The organism is Empedobacter sp. GD03797 (assembly GCF_029842105.1).
Classification (GTDB): domain Bacteria; phylum Bacteroidota; class Bacteroidia; order Flavobacteriales; family Weeksellaceae; genus Empedobacter; species Empedobacter falsenii_C.
Genome location: NZ_JAOCFS010000010.1, coordinates 1 through 22,156, shown reverse-complemented (window position 1 = coordinate 22,156; position 22,156 = coordinate 1). Strand labels below are relative to the sequence as shown.

Below are 22,156 nucleotides of genomic sequence, written 5' to 3'. Positions count from 1 at the left end.
AAATATGTAAATTAAAGAGATGGAAAAAAGATGGGAAATAAAAGAACAACCCAATACTGAAGTAGTTAAGGATTTAAGAGAATCGCTTAACATTTCTGAGGTGCTTGCTATTTTATTAGTCCAACGTGGAATTACGAATTTTGCGCAAGCCAAATCGTATTTTAATCCATCCTTAGACGAATTGCATGATCCTTTTTTGATGAAAGGAATGTCTGATGCGGTTTCACGTATCAAAAATGCAATTGATGACGAAGAAAATATCTTAATATTTGGAGACTACGATGTAGATGGAACGACAGCCGTAACTTTGTTTTACGAATTTCTGACTTCTATCTACTCGAAAGTCTTTTTTTATATTCCAGACCGAAATAACGAAGGTTATGGAATCTCTCAACAAAGTATAGAATTCGCTGTACAAAACAATATTTCACTTGTAATTGCTTTAGATTGTGGAATAAAAGCGCACGAAGAAATAAAATATGCCCAATCAAAAGGCATCGATTATATTATTTGTGATCACCATTTACCAGATCGTTCTGTGCCAAAAGCGTACGCGGTTTTAGATCCGAAACAAAAAGGTTGTCGTTATCCTTACAAAGATTTGAGCGGTTGTGGTGTTGGGTTTAAATTGGTGCAAGCTTATACAGAGAAATTCAATCTTCCGAAAGAAAATCTTTTACCACTTTTAGACTTAGTTGCTGTAAGTATTGCGGCTGATATTGTTCCGATTACAGGAGAAAATCGTGTGCTGGCTTATGCCGGCTTGAAACGATTAAATTCAGAACCTCGTTTGGCTTTTCAGCAATTAATTCCGACTAATATTAAAAATAATGTCAATATTTCTAATGTTGTTTTTTCTATTGCACCAAAAATTAATGCTGCAGGTCGTATAAAACATGGTTCGGAAGCGGTTCGTTTTATGTTGAGTACAGATGAAGAGGATTGCCGTAAATATTTGAATGATATTAATTCATTAAATAACGAACGCAAAACCTTGGATCTTGATATGACGCATGATGCACTCTTTCAATTGGATCAAATCAATACCAAAGAAAAATATTCGACCATTGTTTACGATGCGTCTTGGAATAAAGGTGTAATCGGAATTGTAGCTTCTCGTTTGGTCGATTTGTATTATAAACCAACCATTGTTTGCACGAAGAATAATGAAGGTGAAATTGTAGGTTCAGCCCGTTCTATTCAAGAGTTTGACATACATTCGGCAATCGAGAAAAACAAAGATTTGTTAACACAGTTTGGTGGACATATGGCTGCTGCTGGTTTAGCAATGAAAGAAGAAAATTTCGAAGAATTCAAGATTAGATTTGATCAAACAGTGAAAGAAATGTCGAATGGAAAACATTTTACGCCATCAATTTTGATCGATAAAGAAATTTCTTTTAATGATATGACGCGTTCTTTCTTGGAATCGGTGATGCGAATGGCGCCTTTTGGACCAGATAATATGAATCCAGTTTTTATTTCGAAGGATTTATTAGCAACCGATTTCCGATTAGTTGGTAAAGAACACGCGCGTTTGTACGTACATCAGCGAGATACACGTATTACGTTTCCTGCAATTGGTTTCAAATTAGGGAAATTTGGACCAAAATTAGAGAAAGGACAATCGTTTGATATGGTATACACAATCGGAATGAATTATTGGCAAGGAAAAGGAACTTGGCAATTGAATATCAAAGATATTCGTTTCAACGATTAATGATTTCCTTCTACAACTAAAACCATTTCACCTTTCAAATTTCTTTTTTCGGCTATTTCGGCTAATTCAGTTAATGTTCCGCGTAAAGTTTCCTCAAATTTTTTCGAGATTTCACGAGATAAACTTGCTTTGCGTTCAGCTCCAAAAGCTTCGGCTAAATCTTTTAAAGTGCGTCCAATTTTATGTGGAGATTCGTAGAAAATCATCGTTTTCTTTTCTTCTAATAATGAATCTAATTTCGATTTTCGACCTTTTTTTACAGGTAAAAATCCAACAAAAGTAAATTCGTTATTTGGTAATCCAGAAACAACTAATGCAGGAACAAAAGCTGTTGCACCTGGTAAACATTCTATTACAATATTATTTACCACACATTCTTTTGCTAACAAATAACCTGGGTCAGAAATACCTGGAGTTCCAGCATCTGTAATAATTGAAATGATTTGACCATCTTTTAACTGACGAATGATATCCTCAGTTGCTTGATGCTCATTGTGCATATGATAGCTACGCATTGGAGTAGAAATTTCGAAATGTTTCAGTAAAATACCACTATTTCGCGTGTCTTCTGCCAAAATCACATCTGATTCTTTTAGCACATCAACCGCTCTAAATGTCATATCTCCCAAATTTCCGATTGGCGTCGGAACCAAATATAATTTTCCACTCATGCGACAAAGTTAAGAAGAATTGTTTTGAGATAAAATTTATCTATCTTTAATGTATAACTCTAATTTCATTATGATGAAAAACTACCGATTTCTTGGATTTATAATTCTCCTTTTTATGTTAAATAGCTGTTTGATGGTGAAATTGCCTGAAACTAAGACAGAAATAATAGTTGTGAAAGACTTTGGTAAATCTTGTTTAAATTATGATGAAGAAGATTATTTAGCTGAAAAAACTCGAAAGTCAAAAAAGAATTTCACGACTTCTCTTTATACAGAAAAAGGCTGTAAAGATTTATACGTTTTAGATGATAGTAAATTTGATTTTAGATCGTTTTATGATAATCAAAAATTATTTATAAATCATCAAGCAATAGTTTACTTTAGAGAATATAATTTTAAAGGAAAACCGATAAAAGTCGTGTATAAAATAAAGCCAGCTATTTAGCTGGCTTCTTATATTATTTCAAAATATCTGCTAAATCTGCAATATCTTCAGCCGAAACTTTGTCCAAAATTTTGTCTAAATCTGTTCTTGGAATATCTAATTTAGAATCGATAACCAATACATTTCGCAAACCGTTAATTCCAAAAATCATTTTCTTAACTCGTCCGCCATCTTCTTGTAATGAAATGTTCAAACGGCTATCTTTCGCTTTGAATTTTACCAAGTTCTCATATTTTTCACCACGCATAGAAGATTGCAAATCATTCATAATTCTTTTTTGTTTTCCTTGCCCTGCATCTGAAACAACAAAAACTTTAGCCGATTTTAAATAATTAAATAAATCTGTACCACCAGCTTTTCCAGCTAATTTCAACGCAAAAGAAGGTAAAGGAATTACAGTAGATTGATTATCATATTTTGTGTAGAATTCTTGCATGTTGCTTGTTGTTCCGCAAGATTGCAACGTTAACAATACTGCTATAAAAGATAAACCGATTATTTTTTTCATTGTTGTTGTGTTTTATAAATTAGAGAAAGCTATAACAACTCTCGTACCGAAAATTATTAATTTTTAGGATTGTTGAATTTTTAGGTAAGAAAAAAGCATTTCTAATATTGATGAATCATCTAAACCAACCATTTTTTCTAATTCAGAAATCGAAGCATGTTCGATAAATTCGTCCGGATATCCATTAATTGTGATATTTCCTTTGTAATGAATAGAGTTTAAAAACTCTAAAATTCCACTTCCGAAACCACCTTTTTTTATTCCATCTTCAAAAGTTAGAATGGTAGAATATTTTAATGAAATAGCTTTTAAGCGAGATTCATCCAAAGGTTTGATAAATGGAAAATCAATCAAAGCAACTTTATCTTGAAGATGATTTTGGATGATAATTTCTTCGATTCGAGAACTAATTAATCCAGTCGAAATAATCGCTAATTGATTTCCTTCAAAAATAATTTCAGATTGACCGATTTCTATTTTTTTGACTTTAGAATTGCTTGTTTGGATATTATTTTTTGGATAACGAATAGCAAATGGTTGAGTTGTAAACTGCGCTGTGTACAATAGATTTTTGAAATCTTTTTCGTTTCGAGGCGAAGAAACAATCATATTCGGAATTTCGCGCAAATATGCAATATCAAAATAACCATGATGCGTCGCGCCATCTGTACCAACGAATCCTGCACGATCAATACAAAATACAACAGGTAGATTCTGTAACGCTACATCGTGAATGACTTGGTCGTACGCACGTTGTAAAAATGTCGAATAAATCACACAATACGGAATGGTATTTTGCGTCGCCAGACCAGCTGCAAACGTCACCGCATGTTGTTCTGCAATCCCGACATCAAAAACACGTTCAGGAAAATCTTGATGACATTTCACCAAATTACTTCCTGTTAACATTGCAGGCGTTATCGCAACGATTTGTGAGTTATTTTTAAGTAATTGATGCATGGTTTTACCAAAAACATCTTGATACGATTTTTCTTTTTTCTTTGATTTTATTTCGCCCGTTTCTTTATCAAACAAACCTGGAGCATGCCATTTTACTTGATCGATTTCGGCTTGTTCGTAACCTTTTCCTTTTATTGTTTTGATGTGTAAAACTTTCGGACCTTTTATATAATCAGCTTTATTGAAAGCATTTAGTAAATCATCAAAATTGTGTCCATCAATTGTTCCAATAAAATTTAAACCGAAATTGGAGAAAATATTTTCGGATTGATTTTCTAATGATTTAAAATGTTTTTTCAATCCTCCAACCGAAGGATCAATTCCGATATCATTATCATTCAAAATCACTAAAACATCCAAATCTGTAGATCCAAGATGATTCAATGCTTCTAAACTCATTCCAGAAGTAATCGATGCATCACCAATAATTGCAATGTGTTTTCTATTGATTTGATTGATTTTATCTGCAGTTGCCATTCCAACAATTGCTGAAATAGAAGTAGAAGAATGTCCCGTTCCAAATGTATCAAACTCACTTTCTATACGCGTTGGGAAACCAGAAATACCGTCTTTTTGACGTAATGAATCAAAAATTTGTTGACGACCAGTTAAAATTTTATGCGGATAACATTGATGGCCAACATCCCAAATCAACAAATCTTTTGGTGTATTGTAGTGATAATGTAATGCAATCGTTAATTCAATCACACCCAAACTAGCACCTAAATGTCCTGGTTTTACACTCAAAGTATCCAAAATAAACTCGCGCATCTCGTGAGCTAAAGCAGTTAATTGAGACGCTTCAAAAGTCCTAAGTTCCTTAGGATGATTGATTTTTGAAAGTAGATTATCCATTATTCTTTTACAAAATTACATTTTTCTGAGGAATTTTCCGTACCTTTGCATGTTACAAAATTTAATGTAACATGTTCCAAATAGGAAAAACCCTTGTATCTGAAGAACTACTAAATGAAGATTTTGTTTGTAATCTGAACAAATGTAAAGGGATTTGTTGTGTAGAAGGTGACGCAGGAGCGCCTTTGAATGATGACGAACTAACTGTATTAGACGATATTTATGAAGATGTAAAACCTTATTTGCGTCCCGAAGGAATTGCGGTGATTGAGCAAGAAGGTAAGTACACAATGGATACTGACGGCGATTGGGTAACTCCATTAGTCAATAATCGCGAATGTGCCTATTTAGTTTTCGAAGAAAATGGTTTTTCAAAATGCGGTATTGAAAAAGCATACGAAGATGGAAAGGTCGATTACAAAAAACCAATTTCTTGTCATTTGTATCCAGTTCGTGTTAAGGAATATTCAAATTTCACTTCTGTTAACTATGATGTATGGGATATCTGCTCGGATGCTTGTACCTTAGGAAAAGAATTGAAAGTGAATGTTGCAACATTTGCAAAAGATTCGTTGGTCCGAAAATTTGGACAAGAATGGTACGATGAATTAATGGCCATTCAACAAGAATTAAACAACCAAAAAAAGTAAAAAAATTATTATGTCAATAACAAGAGCAAGAAGATCTACTGACGCTATTGAAAGATTATATATCTCTATGCGTCATTTATTTCATAGAGGAGTGTACCGTCCATCTGGTGCGCCTGGAAAAATATTAAGAAATTTATTATTCGAAATCAATCCTGAAATCTACGGATCAATGACAGATCCAAACAAAGTAGAATTAAGCGGATTAATGTACGTTTTAGATCGTTTACCAGAAGGAATTGTAGAAACACCTTATGTGTCTTTTACATCTGACGAAGGCTATGATCGTTCTATTTTCACACCAATTATTCCTGCAAAACGTCGTCGTTTTTGCTATAGAATTGATGATGATCAAATGAATATCGAAATTTCTCGCGGTCGTTCTGATATCTATGATGTGTTGACGCACTTAACGTTTTTATATAACGAGGCAGATAAAATCAGAAATAGAGCATTCAGTAACGAAACACTTTCTAAAAGTAGAGCGTGGGAATTTATCGAAAATGTTGTATTCAATGAAGTTGAAATTTCTCGAAAAGAACGCGAAGTTGCTTTGATGCATTTATCGACTATTTTAGGAAGAACGTTTGAAGAAACACAAGAAATTCATCATTATTTCAGTAAAGCAGACGATAAAGATTATTTTTTCCGTGTAGTTTATTGGATGGGATATACAAGTCAACAAGATCGTATCGGAACTAAGAAACGTGAAATTACATTTACATCAACTTTACGTGAATCGATTGGTCATCATATGATTGGAGAAAAATGGGCGAATGAAATCAAACGTGTATTATTCGAAAATAATCTTCAAGATAAAAACATTCACATCATTTCTGCTAATATGCACAGTGTGTCTAACATGTTGTATGCGTATGATGGATTGAAAAGAAAATATAAAAATGATGGAGTAGAAATTTACGAAGATTTGAGTGCGGCAAACAACAAAATGTTGCGCGATTCGTTAAATGAATACACTCAACAAAACGGTTTAGTTTACATCAAAGATCAATCAGGAACAAATATCGATGTTCAAATTATTGATTTATCTAAAGTAAACATTGCCAATTCTGCGTTTTCTTATGCAAAAGATAAGAACAATGAGGTGATTATTGTGATGGATTATGCTTTTGGTGAGCAAGCATTTGAAGCGATGGATGAGTTGTTAAAACCATACAAAGTTGGAGATGTAAAATTCAAAATGAATGTAAAATCTGTTGCAATTATGGGTAAAGCCGGAATTTTGGAAGGAAATAAAGGTGATATTATGATTGCGACGGCGCATGTTTTCGAAGGAACTACAGATAATTATGTTTTTGATAACGAATTAACTGCTGCTGATTTCGAAGGTCAAGGTTTAGGTGTTTACGAAGGACCAATGATTTCGGTTTTAGGAACATCGTTACAAAATAAAGACGTTTTAGAATATTTCAAAAATTCGTCTTTCCAAGCGATTGGATTAGAAATGGAAGGTGCGCATTACCAAAAAGCGATTCAGGTTGCATCAAAAATTAGACATCATATTGATAGAGATGTCAAAGTAATGTATGCATATTACGCTTCAGATAATCCATTAGAAACAGGAAGTACATTGGCTTCTGGAGGTTTAGGATTAACAGGTGTAAAACCAACATATCTAATCACACAAAAGATATTAGAAAAAATTATTAAATAAATTCAATGAAGAATTTTTCCATTTTAGGCTACGGTCATATTGGACGTGTACATCAACAAGCGATAGAGGAAACGGAAAACGCACAATTAATTTCGGTGATTGATTTCAATTTACCAGAAGATTTACCTTTCAAAGGTTATTCAACACTTGAAAGTTTTCTGAACGAAGATCAAGAAACGGATGTTGTTGTGATTGCTACGCCAAATGGTTTACACCGCGAACATGCGATTCGTTGCTTAAAAGCTGGGAAAAATGTTTTGATTGAAAAACCAATTGCATTAACAGTAGAAGATGCAAAGGAAATATTGAAAGTTGCGGAAGAGAAAAATCTTAGAGTTTTTACGTCAATGCAACTTCGTTTTTCTCCAGTTGTGCAATATGTAAAGAATTTGATTGACAATAATTCGTTAGGAAAAGTTTTCATGGTGAATATTAATTGCTATTGGAATCGTAATAAGAATTATTACAAGTTGCGCGAATGGCACGGAAACCAAGAAATGGACGGAGGTGTTTTATTTACTCAATTTTCACATTTTGTTGATATCATGAATTTTTGGTTTGATGAGGTAATTTGTACAAATTCAAAAAGTTTCAATTTTACACATCAAGAAGTGACAGAATTTGATGATTCGGGTTGTGTTGATTTTACGGCTGATGGAGCAATCGGACATATGATTTATACAACATCAGTTTTCAATAAAAATTTCGAAAGTAATATCACGCTTATTGCTGAAAAAGGAACAATTAAGGTTGGAGATCAATATCTTAATCAAATGATTTATTCTGATTTAAAAAATGTGTGTTGTTCAAACAAAATTTCTACTGAACAAAAGAATTTTCATCCTAACGCTATTGCCGAGATTTCTGATGCGTTAATCCGTCACAATGAATCTTTGTTAGATGGAAAATATGCTGTAAATTTAGTCAAGTTTATTTCGGATGCGAATCATTTGGCAACAGAAAATAAGCAAGAACTTAAAACAGAAAACTATGAAATTTCACACTCGTAAATGGGTAAAACCGGAAGATCTTAACCCAAATAAAACACTTTTTGGAGGAAAACTTTTGGCTTGGATTGATGAAGAAGCGGCGTTGTATAGTATTGTGCAATTAGAAAATTCTCATGTTGTAACTAAATATATGTCTGAAATCAACTTTATGGCTTCAGCTCGTGAAGGTGATATTGTAGAAATTGGAATTGAGGTGGTGAAATTTGGAACAACTTCATTGGTTTTACAATGTGAAGTACGTAACAAAATGACGCATGAAACCATTATTACAGTCGATCGAATTACAATGGTAAATTTAGATGCAGAAGGAAAACCTAAACCGCACGGGAAAACACAAATAGAATATGTGGTGGATCGTTTAGCTGGAAAAGGTTAAAAAAATATATCAATAAAAAAGTCGAAACATTGTTTCGACTTTTTTATTTTATTCTGAATTTATTCGGATTTTGTTTTGAACTTTTTATCGTTAAAATATAGAGATTTGAATCTTTTACTTCATAAAATAGAAGATATTCTTTAATAATTTTGACTCTAACATCTTCAAAATTTGTTTTTCTTCCAATTTCAGGAAATAAGATAATTAGATTGATTTGATTTTGAATTAATTGAAAAAGTTTTTGACTATAAATAGTTGATTTATTTCGATTTTTCCAATAATCAAGAATGTCGAATAATTCATTTTTTGCTTGAGTTGTCCAAATTATTTTTTCAACCATTCATTCATTTCTTCGTTAACAACAGAATTTGACAAAACATTGTTACTCGAAATCTGATTTTTAGCTTCTTTTATAGCAAGTTCTTCTTCTTCAGAAACTTCATAAATAGAACTTTCGGTTTGAAATTTCAATAATTCTAAAATTTCTTCTAATTTCATTTTATCATTCAGATTTGAAATTTGTAAAATTAGTTCCAATTTTAAATCAGAAATACTCATATTGTTTTGTTTTAGAATAAGATAAAGTTAATGAAAAATTTAAAACATAAAAAATCGCAGAATTTTAATTAAATAAATTCAACGATTTAGATGATATTATAAAAAAGAATTTATTCTGCTATAAATAACGATTTCAATTCGTGTGCATCAGCAGGATTCATTCTTCCGGCTAAAATCAAACTTAATTGTTTACGACGCAAAGCAGCTTCATAACGTTCGATTTCTTGTTCAGATTCTGGAATTAATTCAGGAACTTGAACAGGTTTATTATCATTATCAACGGCTACAAATGTGTAAATACCACTGTTTGTTTGGTTATAAACACAATTTTCGTAATCGTAAACGTAAACATCAACATAAACTTCCATCGATGATTTGAATGCGCGAGTCACCTTAGATTCTAACTTTATCGTACTTCCCATTGGAATCGGAATGTTAAACGCAACGTGATTAACACTTGCTGTTACAACCAAAAAACTTCCACCATGCATTTTCGCAGAAATAGAAGAAATTCTGTCCATAGAAGCCAATAATTCGCCTCCGAACATGTTTCCTAAATTGTTGGTTTCATTCGGTAAAACCAAGTTTGTCATTACTGCTAACGACTCTTTTGCTGTTTTTGCTTTCGCCATAAACTTTTGTTTGTTGGGTGCAAATTTCAACAAAATATTTGAGTTTTGAAACAGTTATTATCGTTGTGTTAAGTATTTGTAATTGAGTTTTTTATTAAATCAATAAAATTTTATAGTTAAAAAATGTTAATATAGATTATTGTATTATTTCAAGTCTTACATTTGAACAGAATTATGAAAATGTTTATCACATACTTGCTATCTGCTTTATTTCTGCTATTTTTTGCGGAAACTAAAGTGCTTGCAGGTACACAACATTTTCAAGGAAATTTAACTTCACAGACAGTTGTCAACGATAATACGCATATTTATCACGCAAGTAAAATTGTTGAAACTAAATTTTCTAAAACTTCAAATTCAAATCAATTTCAAGAATTTAATCCAAGTATCGAGTCGATTGATGACGATTTTCAGACATCAAACAAAATCGATTTAGAAACTTGTATCAAACTATTAAGTGTTGTTCTGGTTTTAAACTTTATTATTCAAGGTTTAAGAAAGAAACACATCTTCTACAATAAAACCATCAAATTTTCGAGTTGTAAGTACATTTTGTTGCGTACAATCAGAATTTGATTGATTTCTTAAATTTTTAAAAATTACACCAAAAATTAGTGTTCAGTCCATGAATAGCTGAATGTTAGCCAATTTTTGTATGTAATATTTTTTGGTAAAACTACTTCTGCCAAGAAATCCATTTAATCAAATTTTACATTTAATAGTTAGAAGAATTATGAAAAGAGTTGCATTATTTGTTGCTCTGAGTACTGTATTGTTGGCAACAAGTTGTTCGTCAAAAAAACAGGAAAAAGAAGAAGTGAAAGATTATCCAATCACAACGCCAATCAAAATGGATACGATTGTAGATAAGGATTATGTTGCCCAAATTCAGTCGGTACGAAACATCGAAATTCGTGCGCAAGAAAAAGGATATTTGCAAAAAGTTTTTGTGGATGAAGGTCAACATGTACAAGCTGGTCAATTGTTGTTTCGCATTATGCCTTCGATGTATCAAGCCGAATATTTAAAATCGAAAGCGGAGGTAAAAGAGGCGCAAATTGAGTTGCAAAATTCAGCAACTTTGGCTGATAACAATGTCGTTTCTAAGAACGAAAAAGCCATTGCGCAAGCACGATTAGAAAAATCGAAAGCAGAAATGCAATTGGCTCAATTACATTTATCATTTACAGATATTCGTGCGCCATTTTCTGGAGTTATTGATAGAATTCCTATGAAATTGGGAAGCTTGATTGATGAAGGAATGTTATTAACAAATTTGTCTGATAACTCATCAATGTTTGCTTATTTCAACGTTTCTGAGCCAGAATATTTAGATTATCAAACAAATATTCAAGATAGAGCGAGTAAACAAGTTTCGTTGATTATGGCAAATAATAAACCTTTACCAGAAAAAGGTTTGGTAGAAACGATAGAAGGAGAATTTAACAACGAAACAGGAAATATTGCGTTTCGTGCGCGTTTTGCAAATCCAAATCATTTGTTGAGAAATGGTGAAACAGGAAAAGTAAAAATGACAGTTCCGTTACATGATGCTTTATTAATTCCACAAAAAGCAACTTACGAAATTCAAGATAAAACCTATGTTTTTGTAGTAGATAAAAATGGTGTTGTGAAATCAAGAAATATCACGATTGGTTTAGAAATGCCTGATGTTTATGTGGTAGAAAGCGGACTTTCGGAGAAAGATAATATTTTGTTAGAGGGTGTTCAGAAAGTGAAAGATGATGATAAAATCAAAACGAAATTTATTGCACCAAGAAAAGTCCTATCATCGTTAAAATTAAAATCAAACTAATCTAAAAAATTCAAAGTTATGTTTGATAAATTTATTCGAAGACCCGTTCTTTCGATTGTCATTTCGTTGATTATAGTTTTCTTAGGAATTCTATCATTAGTCAAATTACCTGTAACGCAATTCCCATCAATTTCACCTCCAAAGGTGAATATTACAGCGGAATATCCCGGTGCGAATAATGAATTATTGATCAAGTCGGTTGTAATTCCATTAGAACGTGCGCTAAATGGTGTTCCAGGAATGAAATATATTACATCTGATGCTGGGAATGATGGTGAAGCGTCTATTCAAGTGATTTTTGATTTAGGAACTGATCCCAATATTGCAGCTGTAAATGTGCAAAACCGCGTTTCTTCGGTTGTCAATAAACTTCCGCCTTTGGTTGTGCGCGAAGGTGTGAAAATTACACGCGAAGAATCAAATATGTTGATGTACATTAACTTGTATAGTAATGATCCAAAAGCTGATCAGCAATTTTTATATAATTATGCGGATATCAATATTTTATCTGAGTTAAAACGTATTAATGGAGTTGGAGATGCAGATATTTTAGGAAACAGAGAATATGCGATGCGTGTATGGTTGAAACCAGATCGTATGCAAGCGTATAATATTTCTGCTGATGATGTGATGAAAGCATTGGATGAACAAAGTATTGAAGCTTCGCCTGGGAAAACTGGAGAAAGTTCTGGAAAACGTTCAGAAACATTCGAGTATGTGTTAAAATATTCAGGTCGATATAACACAAAAGAGCAATATGGAAATATCATTTTAAGAGCAAATCCTGATGGAGAAATCTTACGTTTAAAAGATGTTGCTAATATAGAATTTGGAAGTTCGATGTATGATATTTATTCAACATTGAACGGAAAACCTTCTGCCGCAATTGTGATAAAACAATCGTACGGAAGTAATGCGAGTGAAGTCATCAAAAACATCAAAGAATTGATGGCAGATTTGAAAGAAAATAATTTGCCAAAAGGAATGGATTACGAGATTTCATATGACGTTTCGAAATTCTTAGATGCTTCGATGGAAAAAGTGGTACACACACTTTTTGAAGCTTTCGTTTTAGTTGGTATTGTGGTGTTTTTATTCTTAGGAGATTGGCGTTCTACATTGATTCCTGCGTTGGCGGTTCCTGTTTCTTTGGTCGGAACTTTTGCGTTGATGAGTTTCTTTGGAATTACATTAAACTTGATTTCCCTTTTTGCCTTAGTTATGGCGATTGGAGTCGTCGTCGATGATGCGATTGTGGTGATAGAGGCTGTTCACGCGAAGATGGAAGAGAAAAATCTCTCGCCTTTACGAGCGACGGAAGAAGCGATGCGCGAAATCAGTGGAGCAATTATCGCAATCACATTTGTAATGGCAGCCGTGTTTATTCCAGTTGCATTTATGTCTGGTCCAGTCGGTATTTTTTATCGTCAATTTTCGATTACGATGGCGACATCAATTATTTTATCAGGAATTGTTGCATTAACGCTTACACCAGCTTTGTGTGCAATGATTTTGAAAAATAATCATGATCAACCAAGAAAGAAAACGATGTTAAATAAATTTTTGTTGAAGTTTAATAATTTGTTCAACAAAGGTTCTTTTAAATATGAAAAAGTTTTAACCAAAACAGTTAACAAACGCACTGTTACATTCGGAATTTTATTAGCATTTTGTGCTGGAGTTTTCTTTTTGAATAATAGTTTGCCTTCTGGATTTATTCCAAACGAAGATCAAGGAATGTTTTATGCGATTATTCAAACACCTCCAGGTTCTACGTTAGAAAGAACGAATGAAGTTTCTCAAAAATTACAAAAAATTGCGGAAGGAATTGATGGCGTTTCATCAGTTTCGTCATTGGCAGGTTATGAGATTTTGACAGAAGGAACCGGAGCAAACTCTGGAACTTGTTTGATTAACTTGAAAAGTTGGGACGAACGTTCTAAATCTGCGGAAGAAATCATCAAAGAATTAGAAGAAAAAGCTGGGAATATAAATGGTGCGAATATCGAATATTTTCAACCACCATCTGTTCCTGGATATGGTGCTGCAGGAGGTTTCGAGTTGAGATTGTTAGATAAAGCGGGTAGTGGAGATTATCATAAAATGGAAGAAGTGAGTCGTGATTTTGTAAAAGAATTAACTCGTCGTCCAGAATTGAGTTCTGTATTTACATTTTATAGTGCTTCGTTTCCTCAATATGTCTTGAAAATTGACAATGATATTGCCGAACAAAAAGGAGTTTCGATCGAAAATGCGATGGATAATTTATCAACATTAGTTGGTTCTAATTATGAAACAAGTTTCATCAAATTTGACCGACCTTATAAAGTGATGGTACAAGCTTCTCCAGAATATCGTGCATTACCAGAGGATTTATTGAAATTATATGTAAAAAATGATCAAGGTGAAATGGTTCCGTATTCAGCTTTCATGAAAATTGAAAAAGTGTATGGATTATCAGAAATTACGCGTCACAATATGTATAATGCAGCAGAAATTAGTGGTACGCCAGCTCCTGGTTATAGTAGTGGACAAGCGATTGCAGCGATTAATGAAGTTGCTAAAAATACATTGCCTCGTGGTTTTGGAATTGATTGGGCTGGAATTTCTAAGGATGAGGTTTCTCGTGGAAATGAAGCGGTGATTATTTTTGCCATTTGTTTAATTTTCGTTTACATGATTTTATCAGCACAATACGAAAGTTTCATTTTGCCTTTACCAGTTATCATTTCATTACCAACAGGAATTTTCGGAGCATTTTTCTTCTTGAAATTATTAGGATTAGAAAACAACATTTATGCACAAGTTGCAATGGTGATGTTGATTGGACTTCTCGGTAAAAATGCGGTGTTGATTATTGAGTTTGCTGTGCAGAAACATAACGAAGGTTTATCAATTGTAAAATCAGCGATTGAAGGTGCAGGAGTTCGTTTCCGTCCAATTTTGATGACATCATTTGCGTTTATTGCAGGTCTTATTCCGTTGGTTATTGCTTCTGGTCCGGGAGCAGTAGGAAATAGAACAATTGGTACTGCTGCTGCGGGTGGAATGTTGTTCGGAACTATTTTCGGGTTGTTTATTGTGCCCGGTTTATATGTTGCGTTTGGCGCCTTGGCGGATAAAATGCAATTGGTGAAATACGAAGATGAGAATCCTTTAACAGAAGAAATCACGGAAGATGAATAAAAATAGTTTAAAAAATATAATTGCAATAAGTCTTTTTGGAACAATGATTTGGAGCTGTAAAGCTCCTGCGGTAAGCAAAGAAATCGAAAATCATCAAGCACCAAAAATTCCAGAAGCTTATGAAAATGTGCAAAATGATGATGCACCAAGTTCTGGATTAACGCCTTGGAAACAATTTTTTACTGATCCAAATTTGGTTGTTTTGATAGAAGAAGCGTTGAAAAATAACCAAGAATTGATGATTACACTTCAAGAAATTGAGATTTCTAAAAATGAAGTGTTGTACAAAAACGGAAAATTATCTCCTACGGTAGCTGCAACTGCTGGAGTTGGCGTGGAGAAAGTTGGTCGTTACACAAGTCAAGGTGCTGGTGACGCTTCGACTGAGATAAAACCTGGGAAAGAAATGCCTGATCCTTTGATGGATTATGCGATTGGGTTGAGCGCTGATTGGGAAGTTGATATTTGGAAAAAATTACGTAATTCGAAAGATGCTTCGATTGCGCGCTATTTATCAACGGTGGAAGGAAAGAATTTTGTTTTGACAAATTTAATTTCTGAAATCGCTTCGTCTTATTATGAATTATTGTCTTTAGATAGTCAATTAGATTTAATTCATCGAAATATTGAGTTGCAAAAAGAATCACTACGTGTGGTGAAAATTCAGAAAGAAGCTGCTCGTGAAACTGAATTAGCGGTGAAAAAATTTGAAGCAGAATTATTAAAATCTGAAAGTGAAGAGTTTAATATTAAACAAGATATTACAGAAACTGAGAATAGAATTAATGCATTATTGGGAAGATATCCGCAGACGATAAAACGTGATGGTTCGTCTTTTATGGATTTGATTCCGCAAACAATGCATGCAGGAATTCCGTCTGAATTATTATCAAATCGTCCTGATATCAAACAAGCAGAGTTAGAATTGAAAGCTTCTGCATTGGATGTAAAAGTAGCTCGTGCAGAATTTTATCCGTCACTTAATATTTCTGCGGCTTTAGGACTAAATGCTTTCAAACCTTCTTATTTGGTAAAAATGCCAGAGTCAATTCTATACTCATTGGCAGGAGAATTAGCTGCGCCTTTAATTAATAAAAGTGCGATAAAAGCGGAGTTTAATACCGCAAATGCTCATCAAATACAAGCATTGTACGAATATGATAAAACAATTTTGAATGCTTATTTAGAAGTGTCAAATCAAATGTCGAAGATAAATAACTTAGAACAAAGTTATTCGTACAAAGACAAACAGGCGAAAGCGCTTGTAGAATCTATTGATATTGCGAATCAGTTGTTCAAAAATAATCGTGCAGATTATTTAGAAGTGTTAACAACTCAACGTGATTTATTGGATGCAAAAATGGAATTAATCGAAACAAAAGAAAAACAATTAAGTACAGTTGTCGCTATTTACAAAAGTTTAGGCGGAGGCTGGAAGTAGTTTTCATATTCATTCTAACAAAGAAATAAGCTGCCTTTTGGGCAGCTTATTTCGATTTATATTGTATTAAAATGATGAATTAATTTTCAGTTCTAACCCAAGTTCCAGGAGACTTTTTATTTACATCATTCATATATTTTTGCGCGTCTTCTATGTTATTGAAGCTGCTATATGTAACATAATAATAGCGACCTTTTACATAAGAAATTCCAGCATCTTTGTAACCTTGTTTTTTCAATTCTCCAACCAAACGATCAGCATCTTCTTGACGTTTTAACGAAGCCGCAATTACTTGATATTTTTTATTGCTAGATTTTGCAGTTGTTTTAGTTGCAATTTCTTTTTTGTCCTCAACTTTCTTTTCAGCTGTTTTAGGAGCTTCAACTTTCGTTAATTTTTTCGTTTCTGTTTTTACAACTTCTTTTGTCGAAGGTTTTTCCTTTACAATTGCCGTAATTTCCTTTTCAGTTTCATTCAGTTTCGTTTCCTTTACAACTGTAATTTCAACTTTTTTAGGCGTTTCAATTGTATCTGTTTTCGTTACGGTTTCGGCAATTTGATATTCAACCAAAGAAGGTTCAGCAATCGTTTGTGGCATATTATACACATCGTATTGCACTGTAGGTTTTTCAGTTTTGGTTGCGTCATCTTTACCAATCATTGGCAAAACCAAACCGCTCCATTGCTCCGTTACGAATTCTTGTACGGGTTGCGGCGTATTAAAATATAGGAAGCCACCAACAATAATGGGAATTAATGAGGCTGCGGCTAAAAATTTTGACATGTGTTTGTTAGAGGTTTTAGTTTTAGACGAATCTAAAATGTAATTGGCTTGTAAATTTGAAAGACCGTAAGCGGCGATGAAATAATTTTGAGCATTTTCTGGTTTGAAGTCAATTTTTCCAGCGTCATTAAATTGTAATGATCCAATATTTTGTAAGGTTAAAACTTTTCCATTTTTCAAATGTTCTTGCCAAAAATAAACTTGTTCATTCAAAAATGTTTGCGCATTTTCAAAAGACATTGGCTCATCTTCTACAATTTTATTCACCAAAACACCATCACTTTTTGTTAAAGTTGTATTGAAAGAAAGCTCTTTTCTTGGTGGAATAAATGTGTTTGTTTGCTCGTCAAACGCCACATTTGCAGTGTTTGAGATAAACGCACCAAAATTTGGAACGATTACACAATCGTGCTGAAATAATAATTGACTAATATGCTCTTCTAACCTCATACTACGAAATTAACATTTTTTTTAGATTTAGCAAAAAAATAAATACTTAAAATTATTCTTAGTTGGTTTAATATTAATAATTTAACAAAATGCAAACCGATTTACCATATATTCTAGCACTTTCTTTTCAGAAAGGAATTGGCGATATAACAGCTCGAAAAATTATTCAATTTTTTGGTTCGGCAGAGGCTGCTTGGAATTGTAAACCAAAAGATCTGATGCAAATTTCGGGAATTGGACAGCAAATAAGCAAAGATTTTGGAAATAAAAAATGGTTAGATTTAGCTTTTAACGAAATAGAATATTGTAAAAATAATCAAATCAATATTTTAACTTTTTATGATGAGGTTTATCCACAATTGTTAAAAGAATGTATTGATGCACCTTTGGTGATTTTTTGTAAAGGAAATTTAGAATTTAATCAATTCAATAACAAAAAGATTTCGATTGTTGGTACACGAAAAATGACCAATTATGGACGGAATTTTATTACTGAATTAATCGAAGGTTTAGCAGATTTTGATGTTACAATTGTAAGTGGATTAGCGTATGGTTGCGATATCGAAGCGCATACAAATGCGCTCAAAAATAATGTTGCAACATGGTCGGTAATGGGAACAAATTTTGAACGAATTTATCCTGCATCTCATAAAAAAGTTGCGGTTGAGATGTTACAAAAAGGCGGTTGGATTACAGAACAACCAAGTTTTAAAGCGGTCGTTCCCGAAGCTTTTTTGCAACGAAATCGGATTATTGCAGGCTTGTCGGATATCACAATTGTGGTAGAATCTGCTTTTAAAGGTGGAAGTTTGGTGACTGCAAAATTTGCAAATGAATATAATCGAGAAGTATTTGCTTTACCAGGAAAATCAACAGATGTGTTGAGTATTGGGTGCAATTATTTGATAAAATCTCATCAGGCTTATTTGGTCGAAAACTCGGAAGATATTATTGATTATTTTAACTTCAATTCGAAGAAGAAACCAAAGCAAATAGATTTGTTTATTGAGTTTTCTGATGATGAAAATTTAATTGTAAATTATCTCAAAACCAACGGAAAACAACATATTGATAAAATGTCTTTTGACTTAAATTTGAAATCCTACGAATTGATGCCAACCTTATTAGATTTGGAATTAAAGCAAATAATTTCGACTCTTCCAGGTAAATTTTATGATTTATTGTAACAAGCAATACAATTTTTAGCAAGTTATTTTGTTATAAATTACAGTATTTTTGTGCATTATGAAGACAAAATTGTTCATTTTCATCACCATGATTTTCACAAGTTTAAACGCTCAAAATGATAAAGTGCGTTGGACTGATCTTTTTTCTTACAATAATGTGAAATTGTTGGAAGAAGTAAATGGTGTGATTTATTGTGGAACTGAAAACGGAATTTTCTTGTTCAATCCTCAAAATCCAACAAGTGATTGGATTAAGCTAAATAAAACCAATTTCTTGAACAATGTTGGGGTTTCTGCAATGGCTTATGACAAAGATTCTGATTCGTTTTTAGTTGGTTATGAAAATGGAGGTTTAGATTTGCTGAAATCTGGAGAATCGACAATGGTTTTGGATATCAAATGGAATGGTTTTTCGGGAGATAAAAAAGTCAATCATATTTTTATAAACGATGGAATTGCGTTTATTTCTGGAGCTTTTGGAATTGTTTCTTATGATCTAAAAGAGGAAGAATTTAAAGAAACAACGCGCACAAATACAGCTGTAGTAAATGATGCAGCAATTTTGGATAACAAACTATATATCGCAACCTCAAACGGAATTTATTCAAGCGAATTAACTTCAAAGAAATTAAATAATCCAAATATTAATTCGTGGACACAGCCAACATTTAATCAAAATGTTACCAATATAGAATTGTTTGAAAATCAGATTTATTATTCGATAAACAATGAATTGAAAACTTTAAATGGCTCTTCAGTGGGTTCTTATAATACAATTCTTAATTTAAAATTATCTAATGGACAATTAATTGTTACTCAAAACAATCAAGTTTCTATTTTGAATGGACTAGATTATTCTATAATTGATGAAGATGGAAATGAAATAAATTTCAATTCTGGAATTTTTATTAACAATATTTATTTTGGAGGATCTGTAAATCATGGAATTATTAATTTATCTAATCATAAAGAATATTATCCTGATGGACCTTTTACCAATAAAGCTTGGTCTGTAACGACAAAAAGTGGGAAAGTATGGATTGCACCTGGAGGAACAGAAAGTTATTCAAACGTATTAGAAAATAATGATGGATTCTTTTATTATGACACTAAAAAATGGAATAACTTTCTTTCAAAAGATATTTTTGATATTCGAGATGTTTTAAGAATCGCTCCTCATCCAGATAAAGATAAAAATACATTTATAGTTTCATCATTTAATAAATATGGACGTGATAAAAATGGAAGAACTGATTTATTAGAATTTGATGTAGATTTAATACCTAAGAAAATTATTAACGATCAGTTTCCAAGTTCTAGAATTTCGGGCTTGGCTTATGATAAGTTAGGAAATTTACATATTGGAGCTTCATATCCTGATGGTAAATCGCCTGATTATCAGTCTGTGTATTATGTAGAGAGAAATGCAAATGGTACTTGGAAAAGTTATGATGTTGATAAAACTTCTCCAATAGTAGCACTTTCTCCTGATTTTTCTGATGTTTATACCTATTATGCAAGCGGTAGACAAGGAGGTGGGGTTACAGTTTTAGACAAAAAATATGAAATTGTAACAACAATGACAACTTCAAATAAGCTACCAATTAATAATGTTCTGACTGTTGCAAATGACAAATCAAATAATTTATGGATTGGGACAGAACAAGGTTTAGTCGTTTTGTACGGAGCTGATAATGCTGTAAGTTCTAATAATATTGTCGCAGAACCAATTGTGATTATTCAAGATGGAATTCCAGAGGCGTTGTTAACAGATGTTGGGATTTATGCGATAAAAGTGGATAATGCAAACAATAAATGGATTGCTACTAATGGAGCGGGCGTTTATTATGTTTCGGATAGTGGAGAGTCGACGAAATTGCATTTTACTTCTAAGAACTCACCTTTACCTTCGGATATTGTGTACGATGTTTCCATAGACGAATCGACAGGAAAAGTATTTTTTGCAACAGAAAAAGGTGTGGTTTCGTATAATGGAGATGTGTCGACAGAAGCGAATAATTTTAACAATGCAATTGCGTATCCAAATCCTTATCGACCAGAATATAAAGGGAATGTTACGATAAAAAATCTTCCAAATCGTGCGTTGGTTAAGATTACAGATATTGTTGGAAATTTACTTTTTGAGAAAAAAGCCGAAGGAGGAATTGTTGAATGGAATACAAATAATGCAAAAGGAAAGCCAGTAGCTTCTGGAATTTACTTAGTTTTGATGACAAATGCAGATGGTACAGAAACCAAAACATTGAAAATTGCAGTTGTCCGTTAATGAAAATTTTAGAAACCAAAGCCATTGTACTTTCGAGCTTAAAATATGGTGACACGAGTTTAATTATTCGTTGTTATACACAAGATTTTGGCTTAAAATCATTTATAGCAAAAGGAGTTTTCTCCAAAAAAAAGCGAAATACTTCGTTGTATTTTCCGCTAGCAGAAATAGATTTGAGCTTTCAACCGAAATCAAATGAACAACAATTGGTTTTCTTAAAATCAGCACAAACATCACATTATTATGAATCGTTGCATTTTCATCCTATAAAATCTGCGATTGTTTTTTTCTTGGCTGAGATCTTAAATTTAGTTCTGAAAGAAGAGTCAGAAAATCCTGAATTATATTTTTACATCGAACATTCGCTAAAAGAATTTGATCAAAAGAAAGACGATTTTGCAGATTTTCATTTGATATTCTTGATTCAATTATCTCATTTTCTTGGATTTTATCCAAATTTAGAAATTGACGGAAATCTATTCGATTTAGAAAATGGATTTTTTACCAATTCAAATTCATCCATCAATATGTTGAAAGCAGATGAAACTTTTTTGTTCAAAAAATTGTTAGAATTACATTTTTCCGAAGATTCAAAAAATATATTCAATCAATCACAACGATCTCTCTTATTAGAAATTTTAGTAAAGTATTATCAAATTCACACCAATAATTTCAAAAAGCCAAAATCACTTCAAGTTTTACATGAAATGTTTAGTTAATGGGAAGAAAGAGTAAAAAATCAAAAAAGGAAGATATAGCAAAAAATACTATAAGAAAAGAGTTTGTTTCTACCAAGACATCAAATTTCATTTCAATTGTATTATTTGTTATTGCATTTGTCTTCTATAAGAAAGATGAACTAATATTATTTAATGTAGGATGGTGGTATTATATTGTATTATTTATATTTTCACTGATTTTCGTTTTTTTAATATTAAATATACCAAT

Annotated in this window: 21 protein-coding genes; 14 read left to right on the top strand and 7 right to left on the bottom strand. The window is 32.5% G+C overall.

The genetic code is table 11. The features are described from left to right. Positions 1–19 precede the first annotated feature (19 nt). The gene (recJ, locus tag N5D90_RS08665) at positions 20–1,720 is read left to right on the top strand and encodes a single-stranded-DNA-specific exonuclease RecJ (protein ID WP_280062190.1); all 1,701 of its coding nucleotides are present in this window, start codon (positions 20–22) and stop codon (positions 1,718–1,720) included. Here recJ and rsmI read toward each other — a convergent pair. Further along, on the bottom strand, positions 1,717–2,391 hold the full coding sequence (gene rsmI, locus N5D90_RS08660; RefSeq protein ID WP_114998191.1) for a 16S rRNA (cytidine(1402)-2'-O)-methyltransferase: 675 nt from the start codon (positions 2,389–2,391) through the stop codon (positions 1,717–1,719). The two genes, recJ and rsmI, sit on opposite strands and share 4 nt — an antisense overlap. Before the next feature lie 115 nt (positions 2,392–2,506). On the opposite strand from rsmI, the gene N5D90_RS08655 reads away from it, so the two are divergent. Then, positions 2,507–2,836, top strand: coding sequence for a hypothetical protein (locus tag N5D90_RS08655; protein ID WP_125349981.1), 330 nt, complete (start codon positions 2,507–2,509; stop codon positions 2,834–2,836). A 13-nt stretch (positions 2,837–2,849) separates the two neighbouring features. Here the strand turns inward: N5D90_RS08655 and N5D90_RS08650 are convergent, their stop codons facing one another. Beyond that, on the bottom strand, positions 2,850–3,344 hold the full coding sequence (locus tag N5D90_RS08650; RefSeq protein WP_114998185.1) for a DUF4252 domain-containing protein: 495 nt from the start codon (positions 3,342–3,344) through the stop codon (positions 2,850–2,852). 63 nt (positions 3,345–3,407) lie between these two features. Then, the gene (locus N5D90_RS08645; RefSeq protein ID WP_114998182.1) at positions 3,408–5,159 is read right to left on the bottom strand and encodes a 1-deoxy-D-xylulose-5-phosphate synthase; all 1,752 of its coding nucleotides are present in this window, start codon (positions 5,157–5,159) and stop codon (positions 3,408–3,410) included. 71 nt (positions 5,160–5,230) lie between these two features. On the opposite strand from N5D90_RS08645, the gene N5D90_RS08640 reads away from it, so the two are divergent. The 4 genes from N5D90_RS08640 to N5D90_RS08625 are packed head-to-tail and all read left to right on the top strand — an operon-like array spanning position 5,231 to position 8,867. Continuing rightward, on the top strand, positions 5,231–5,809 hold the full coding sequence (locus N5D90_RS08640) for a DUF3109 family protein (protein ID WP_038336749.1): 579 nt from the start codon (positions 5,231–5,233) through the stop codon (positions 5,807–5,809). A gap of 10 nt (positions 5,810–5,819) precedes the next feature. Next, positions 5,820–7,481, top strand: coding sequence for a DUF6909 family protein (locus N5D90_RS08635; RefSeq protein ID WP_038336750.1), 1,662 nt, complete (start codon positions 5,820–5,822; stop codon positions 7,479–7,481). Between the two features lie 5 nt (positions 7,482–7,486). After that, positions 7,487–8,491, top strand: coding sequence for a Gfo/Idh/MocA family oxidoreductase (locus N5D90_RS08630; RefSeq protein ID WP_280062189.1), 1,005 nt, complete (start codon positions 7,487–7,489; stop codon positions 8,489–8,491). Beyond that, entirely contained in the window at positions 8,472–8,867 is a 396-nt protein-coding gene (locus N5D90_RS08625; protein WP_038336752.1) for an acyl-CoA thioesterase, read from the top strand. The genes N5D90_RS08630 and N5D90_RS08625 overlap by 20 nt, the downstream gene beginning before the upstream one ends. Positions 8,868–8,910: 43 nt before the next feature. Here N5D90_RS08625 and N5D90_RS08620 read toward each other — a convergent pair whose 3' ends face one another. The 3 genes from N5D90_RS08620 to N5D90_RS08610 form a co-directional block, all read right to left on the bottom strand. Then, positions 8,911–9,207: a type II toxin-antitoxin system RelE/ParE family toxin gene (locus tag N5D90_RS08620; protein ID WP_038336753.1), complete on the bottom strand. Its 297-nt coding sequence runs from the start codon at positions 9,205–9,207 to the stop codon at positions 8,911–8,913. After that, the gene (locus tag N5D90_RS08615) at positions 9,192–9,425 is read right to left on the bottom strand and encodes a hypothetical protein (RefSeq protein ID WP_280062188.1); all 234 of its coding nucleotides are present in this window, start codon (positions 9,423–9,425) and stop codon (positions 9,192–9,194) included. The genes N5D90_RS08620 and N5D90_RS08615 overlap by 16 nt, the downstream gene beginning before the upstream one ends. 110 nt (positions 9,426–9,535) lie before the next feature. Further along, a complete protein-coding gene (locus N5D90_RS08610; protein ID WP_280062187.1) occupies positions 9,536–10,057 on the bottom strand; it encodes an acyl-CoA thioesterase in 522 nt (173 codons plus the stop codon). Positions 10,058–10,231: 174 nt separating this feature from the next. Between N5D90_RS08610 and N5D90_RS08605 the strand changes: the two genes are divergently transcribed. From N5D90_RS08605 to N5D90_RS08590, 4 genes are all read left to right on the top strand, one after another. Next, positions 10,232–10,633 carry a hypothetical protein gene (locus tag N5D90_RS08605; protein ID WP_280062186.1) on the top strand — a complete coding sequence of 134 codons (402 nt, stop codon included), beginning with the start codon at positions 10,232–10,234 and terminating at the stop codon, positions 10,631–10,633. 157 nt (positions 10,634–10,790) lie between these two features. After that, the gene (locus N5D90_RS08600; RefSeq protein WP_280062185.1) at positions 10,791–11,873 is read left to right on the top strand and encodes an efflux RND transporter periplasmic adaptor subunit; all 1,083 of its coding nucleotides are present in this window, start codon (positions 10,791–10,793) and stop codon (positions 11,871–11,873) included. An 18-nt stretch (positions 11,874–11,891) separates the two neighbouring features. Beyond that, the gene (locus N5D90_RS08595; RefSeq protein ID WP_280062184.1) at positions 11,892–15,059 is read left to right on the top strand and encodes an efflux RND transporter permease subunit; all 3,168 of its coding nucleotides are present in this window, start codon (positions 11,892–11,894) and stop codon (positions 15,057–15,059) included. Continuing rightward, positions 15,052–16,500 (top strand): TolC family protein, encoded by a 1,449-nt coding sequence (locus N5D90_RS08590; RefSeq protein WP_280062183.1) that lies wholly within the window; start codon positions 15,052–15,054, stop codon positions 16,498–16,500. The genes N5D90_RS08595 and N5D90_RS08590 overlap by 8 nt, the downstream gene beginning before the upstream one ends. A 79-nt stretch (positions 16,501–16,579) precedes the next feature. On the opposite strand, the gene N5D90_RS08585 is transcribed toward N5D90_RS08590, so the two are convergent. After that, positions 16,580–17,734, bottom strand: coding sequence for an SPOR domain-containing protein (locus N5D90_RS08585; RefSeq protein WP_280062182.1), 1,155 nt, complete (start codon positions 17,732–17,734; stop codon positions 16,580–16,582). Positions 17,735–17,823: 89 nt separating this feature from the next. Here N5D90_RS08585 and dprA point away from each other — a divergent pair, with 89 nt between their 5' ends. The 4 genes from dprA to N5D90_RS08565 form a co-directional block, all read left to right on the top strand. Then, on the top strand, positions 17,824–18,921 hold the full coding sequence (gene dprA / locus N5D90_RS08580) for a DNA-processing protein DprA (RefSeq protein WP_280062181.1): 1,098 nt from the start codon (positions 17,824–17,826) through the stop codon (positions 18,919–18,921). A 58-nt stretch (positions 18,922–18,979) separates the two neighbouring features. Further along, the gene (locus N5D90_RS08575) at positions 18,980–21,208 is read left to right on the top strand and encodes a two-component regulator propeller domain-containing protein (protein ID WP_280062180.1); all 2,229 of its coding nucleotides are present in this window, start codon (positions 18,980–18,982) and stop codon (positions 21,206–21,208) included. Further along, complete coding sequence (recO, locus tag N5D90_RS08570) at positions 21,208–21,927, top strand: DNA repair protein RecO (protein WP_280062179.1); 720 nt, start codon at positions 21,208–21,210, stop codon at positions 21,925–21,927. Before N5D90_RS08575 ends, recO begins: the two co-directional genes overlap by 1 nt. After that, positions 21,927–22,156, top strand: a 230-nt coding sequence (locus N5D90_RS08565) for a hypothetical protein (protein WP_280062178.1), incomplete at its 3' end; no start/stop codon positions are given. The genes recO and N5D90_RS08565, both read left to right, overlap by 1 nt.

What these genes read in the sequence shown, in the direction of transcription:
- N5D90_RS08600 (WP_280062185.1), top strand. Translation starts at nt 10,791, where the DNA reads ATGAAAAGAGTTGCATTATTTGTTGCTCTGAGTACTGTATTGTTGGCA.
- dprA (WP_280062181.1), top strand. Translation starts at nt 17,824, where the DNA reads ATGCAAACCGATTTACCATATATTCTAGCACTTTCTTTTCAGAAAGGA.
- N5D90_RS08610 (WP_280062187.1), bottom strand. Translation starts at nt 10,057, where the DNA reads ATGGCGAAAGCAAAAACAGCAAAAGAGTCGTTAGCAGTAATGACAAAC.
- N5D90_RS08640 (WP_038336749.1), top strand. Translation starts at nt 5,231, where the DNA reads ATGTTCCAAATAGGAAAAACCCTTGTATCTGAAGAACTACTAAATGAA.
- N5D90_RS08575 (WP_280062180.1), top strand. Translation starts at nt 18,980, where the DNA reads ATGAAGACAAAATTGTTCATTTTCATCACCATGATTTTCACAAGTTTA.
- recJ (WP_280062190.1), top strand. Translation starts at nt 20, where the DNA reads ATGGAAAAAAGATGGGAAATAAAAGAACAACCCAATACTGAAGTAGTT.
- N5D90_RS08625 (WP_038336752.1), top strand. Translation starts at nt 8,472, where the DNA reads ATGAAATTTCACACTCGTAAATGGGTAAAACCGGAAGATCTTAACCCA.
- recO (WP_280062179.1), top strand. Translation starts at nt 21,208, where the DNA reads ATGAAAATTTTAGAAACCAAAGCCATTGTACTTTCGAGCTTAAAATAT.
- N5D90_RS08650 (WP_114998185.1), bottom strand. Translation starts at nt 3,344, where the DNA reads ATGAAAAAAATAATCGGTTTATCTTTTATAGCAGTATTGTTAACGTTG.
- N5D90_RS08635 (WP_038336750.1), top strand. Translation starts at nt 5,820, where the DNA reads ATGTCAATAACAAGAGCAAGAAGATCTACTGACGCTATTGAAAGATTA.
- N5D90_RS08590 (WP_280062183.1), top strand. Translation starts at nt 15,052, where the DNA reads ATGAATAAAAATAGTTTAAAAAATATAATTGCAATAAGTCTTTTTGGA.
- N5D90_RS08620 (WP_038336753.1), bottom strand. Translation starts at nt 9,207, where the DNA reads ATGGTTGAAAAAATAATTTGGACAACTCAAGCAAAAAATGAATTATTC.
- rsmI (WP_114998191.1), bottom strand. Translation starts at nt 2,391, where the DNA reads ATGAGTGGAAAATTATATTTGGTTCCGACGCCAATCGGAAATTTGGGA.
- N5D90_RS08655 (WP_125349981.1), top strand. Translation starts at nt 2,507, where the DNA reads ATGTTAAATAGCTGTTTGATGGTGAAATTGCCTGAAACTAAGACAGAA.
- N5D90_RS08645 (WP_114998182.1), bottom strand. Translation starts at nt 5,159, where the DNA reads ATGGATAATCTACTTTCAAAAATCAATCATCCTAAGGAACTTAGGACT.
- N5D90_RS08605 (WP_280062186.1), top strand. Translation starts at nt 10,232, where the DNA reads ATGAAAATGTTTATCACATACTTGCTATCTGCTTTATTTCTGCTATTT.
- N5D90_RS08595 (WP_280062184.1), top strand. Translation starts at nt 11,892, where the DNA reads ATGTTTGATAAATTTATTCGAAGACCCGTTCTTTCGATTGTCATTTCG.
- N5D90_RS08585 (WP_280062182.1), bottom strand. Translation starts at nt 17,734, where the DNA reads ATGAGGTTAGAAGAGCATATTAGTCAATTATTATTTCAGCACGATTGT.
- N5D90_RS08630 (WP_280062189.1), top strand. Translation starts at nt 7,487, where the DNA reads ATGAAGAATTTTTCCATTTTAGGCTACGGTCATATTGGACGTGTACAT.
- N5D90_RS08615 (WP_280062188.1), bottom strand. Translation starts at nt 9,425, where the DNA reads ATGAGTATTTCTGATTTAAAATTGGAACTAATTTTACAAATTTCAAAT.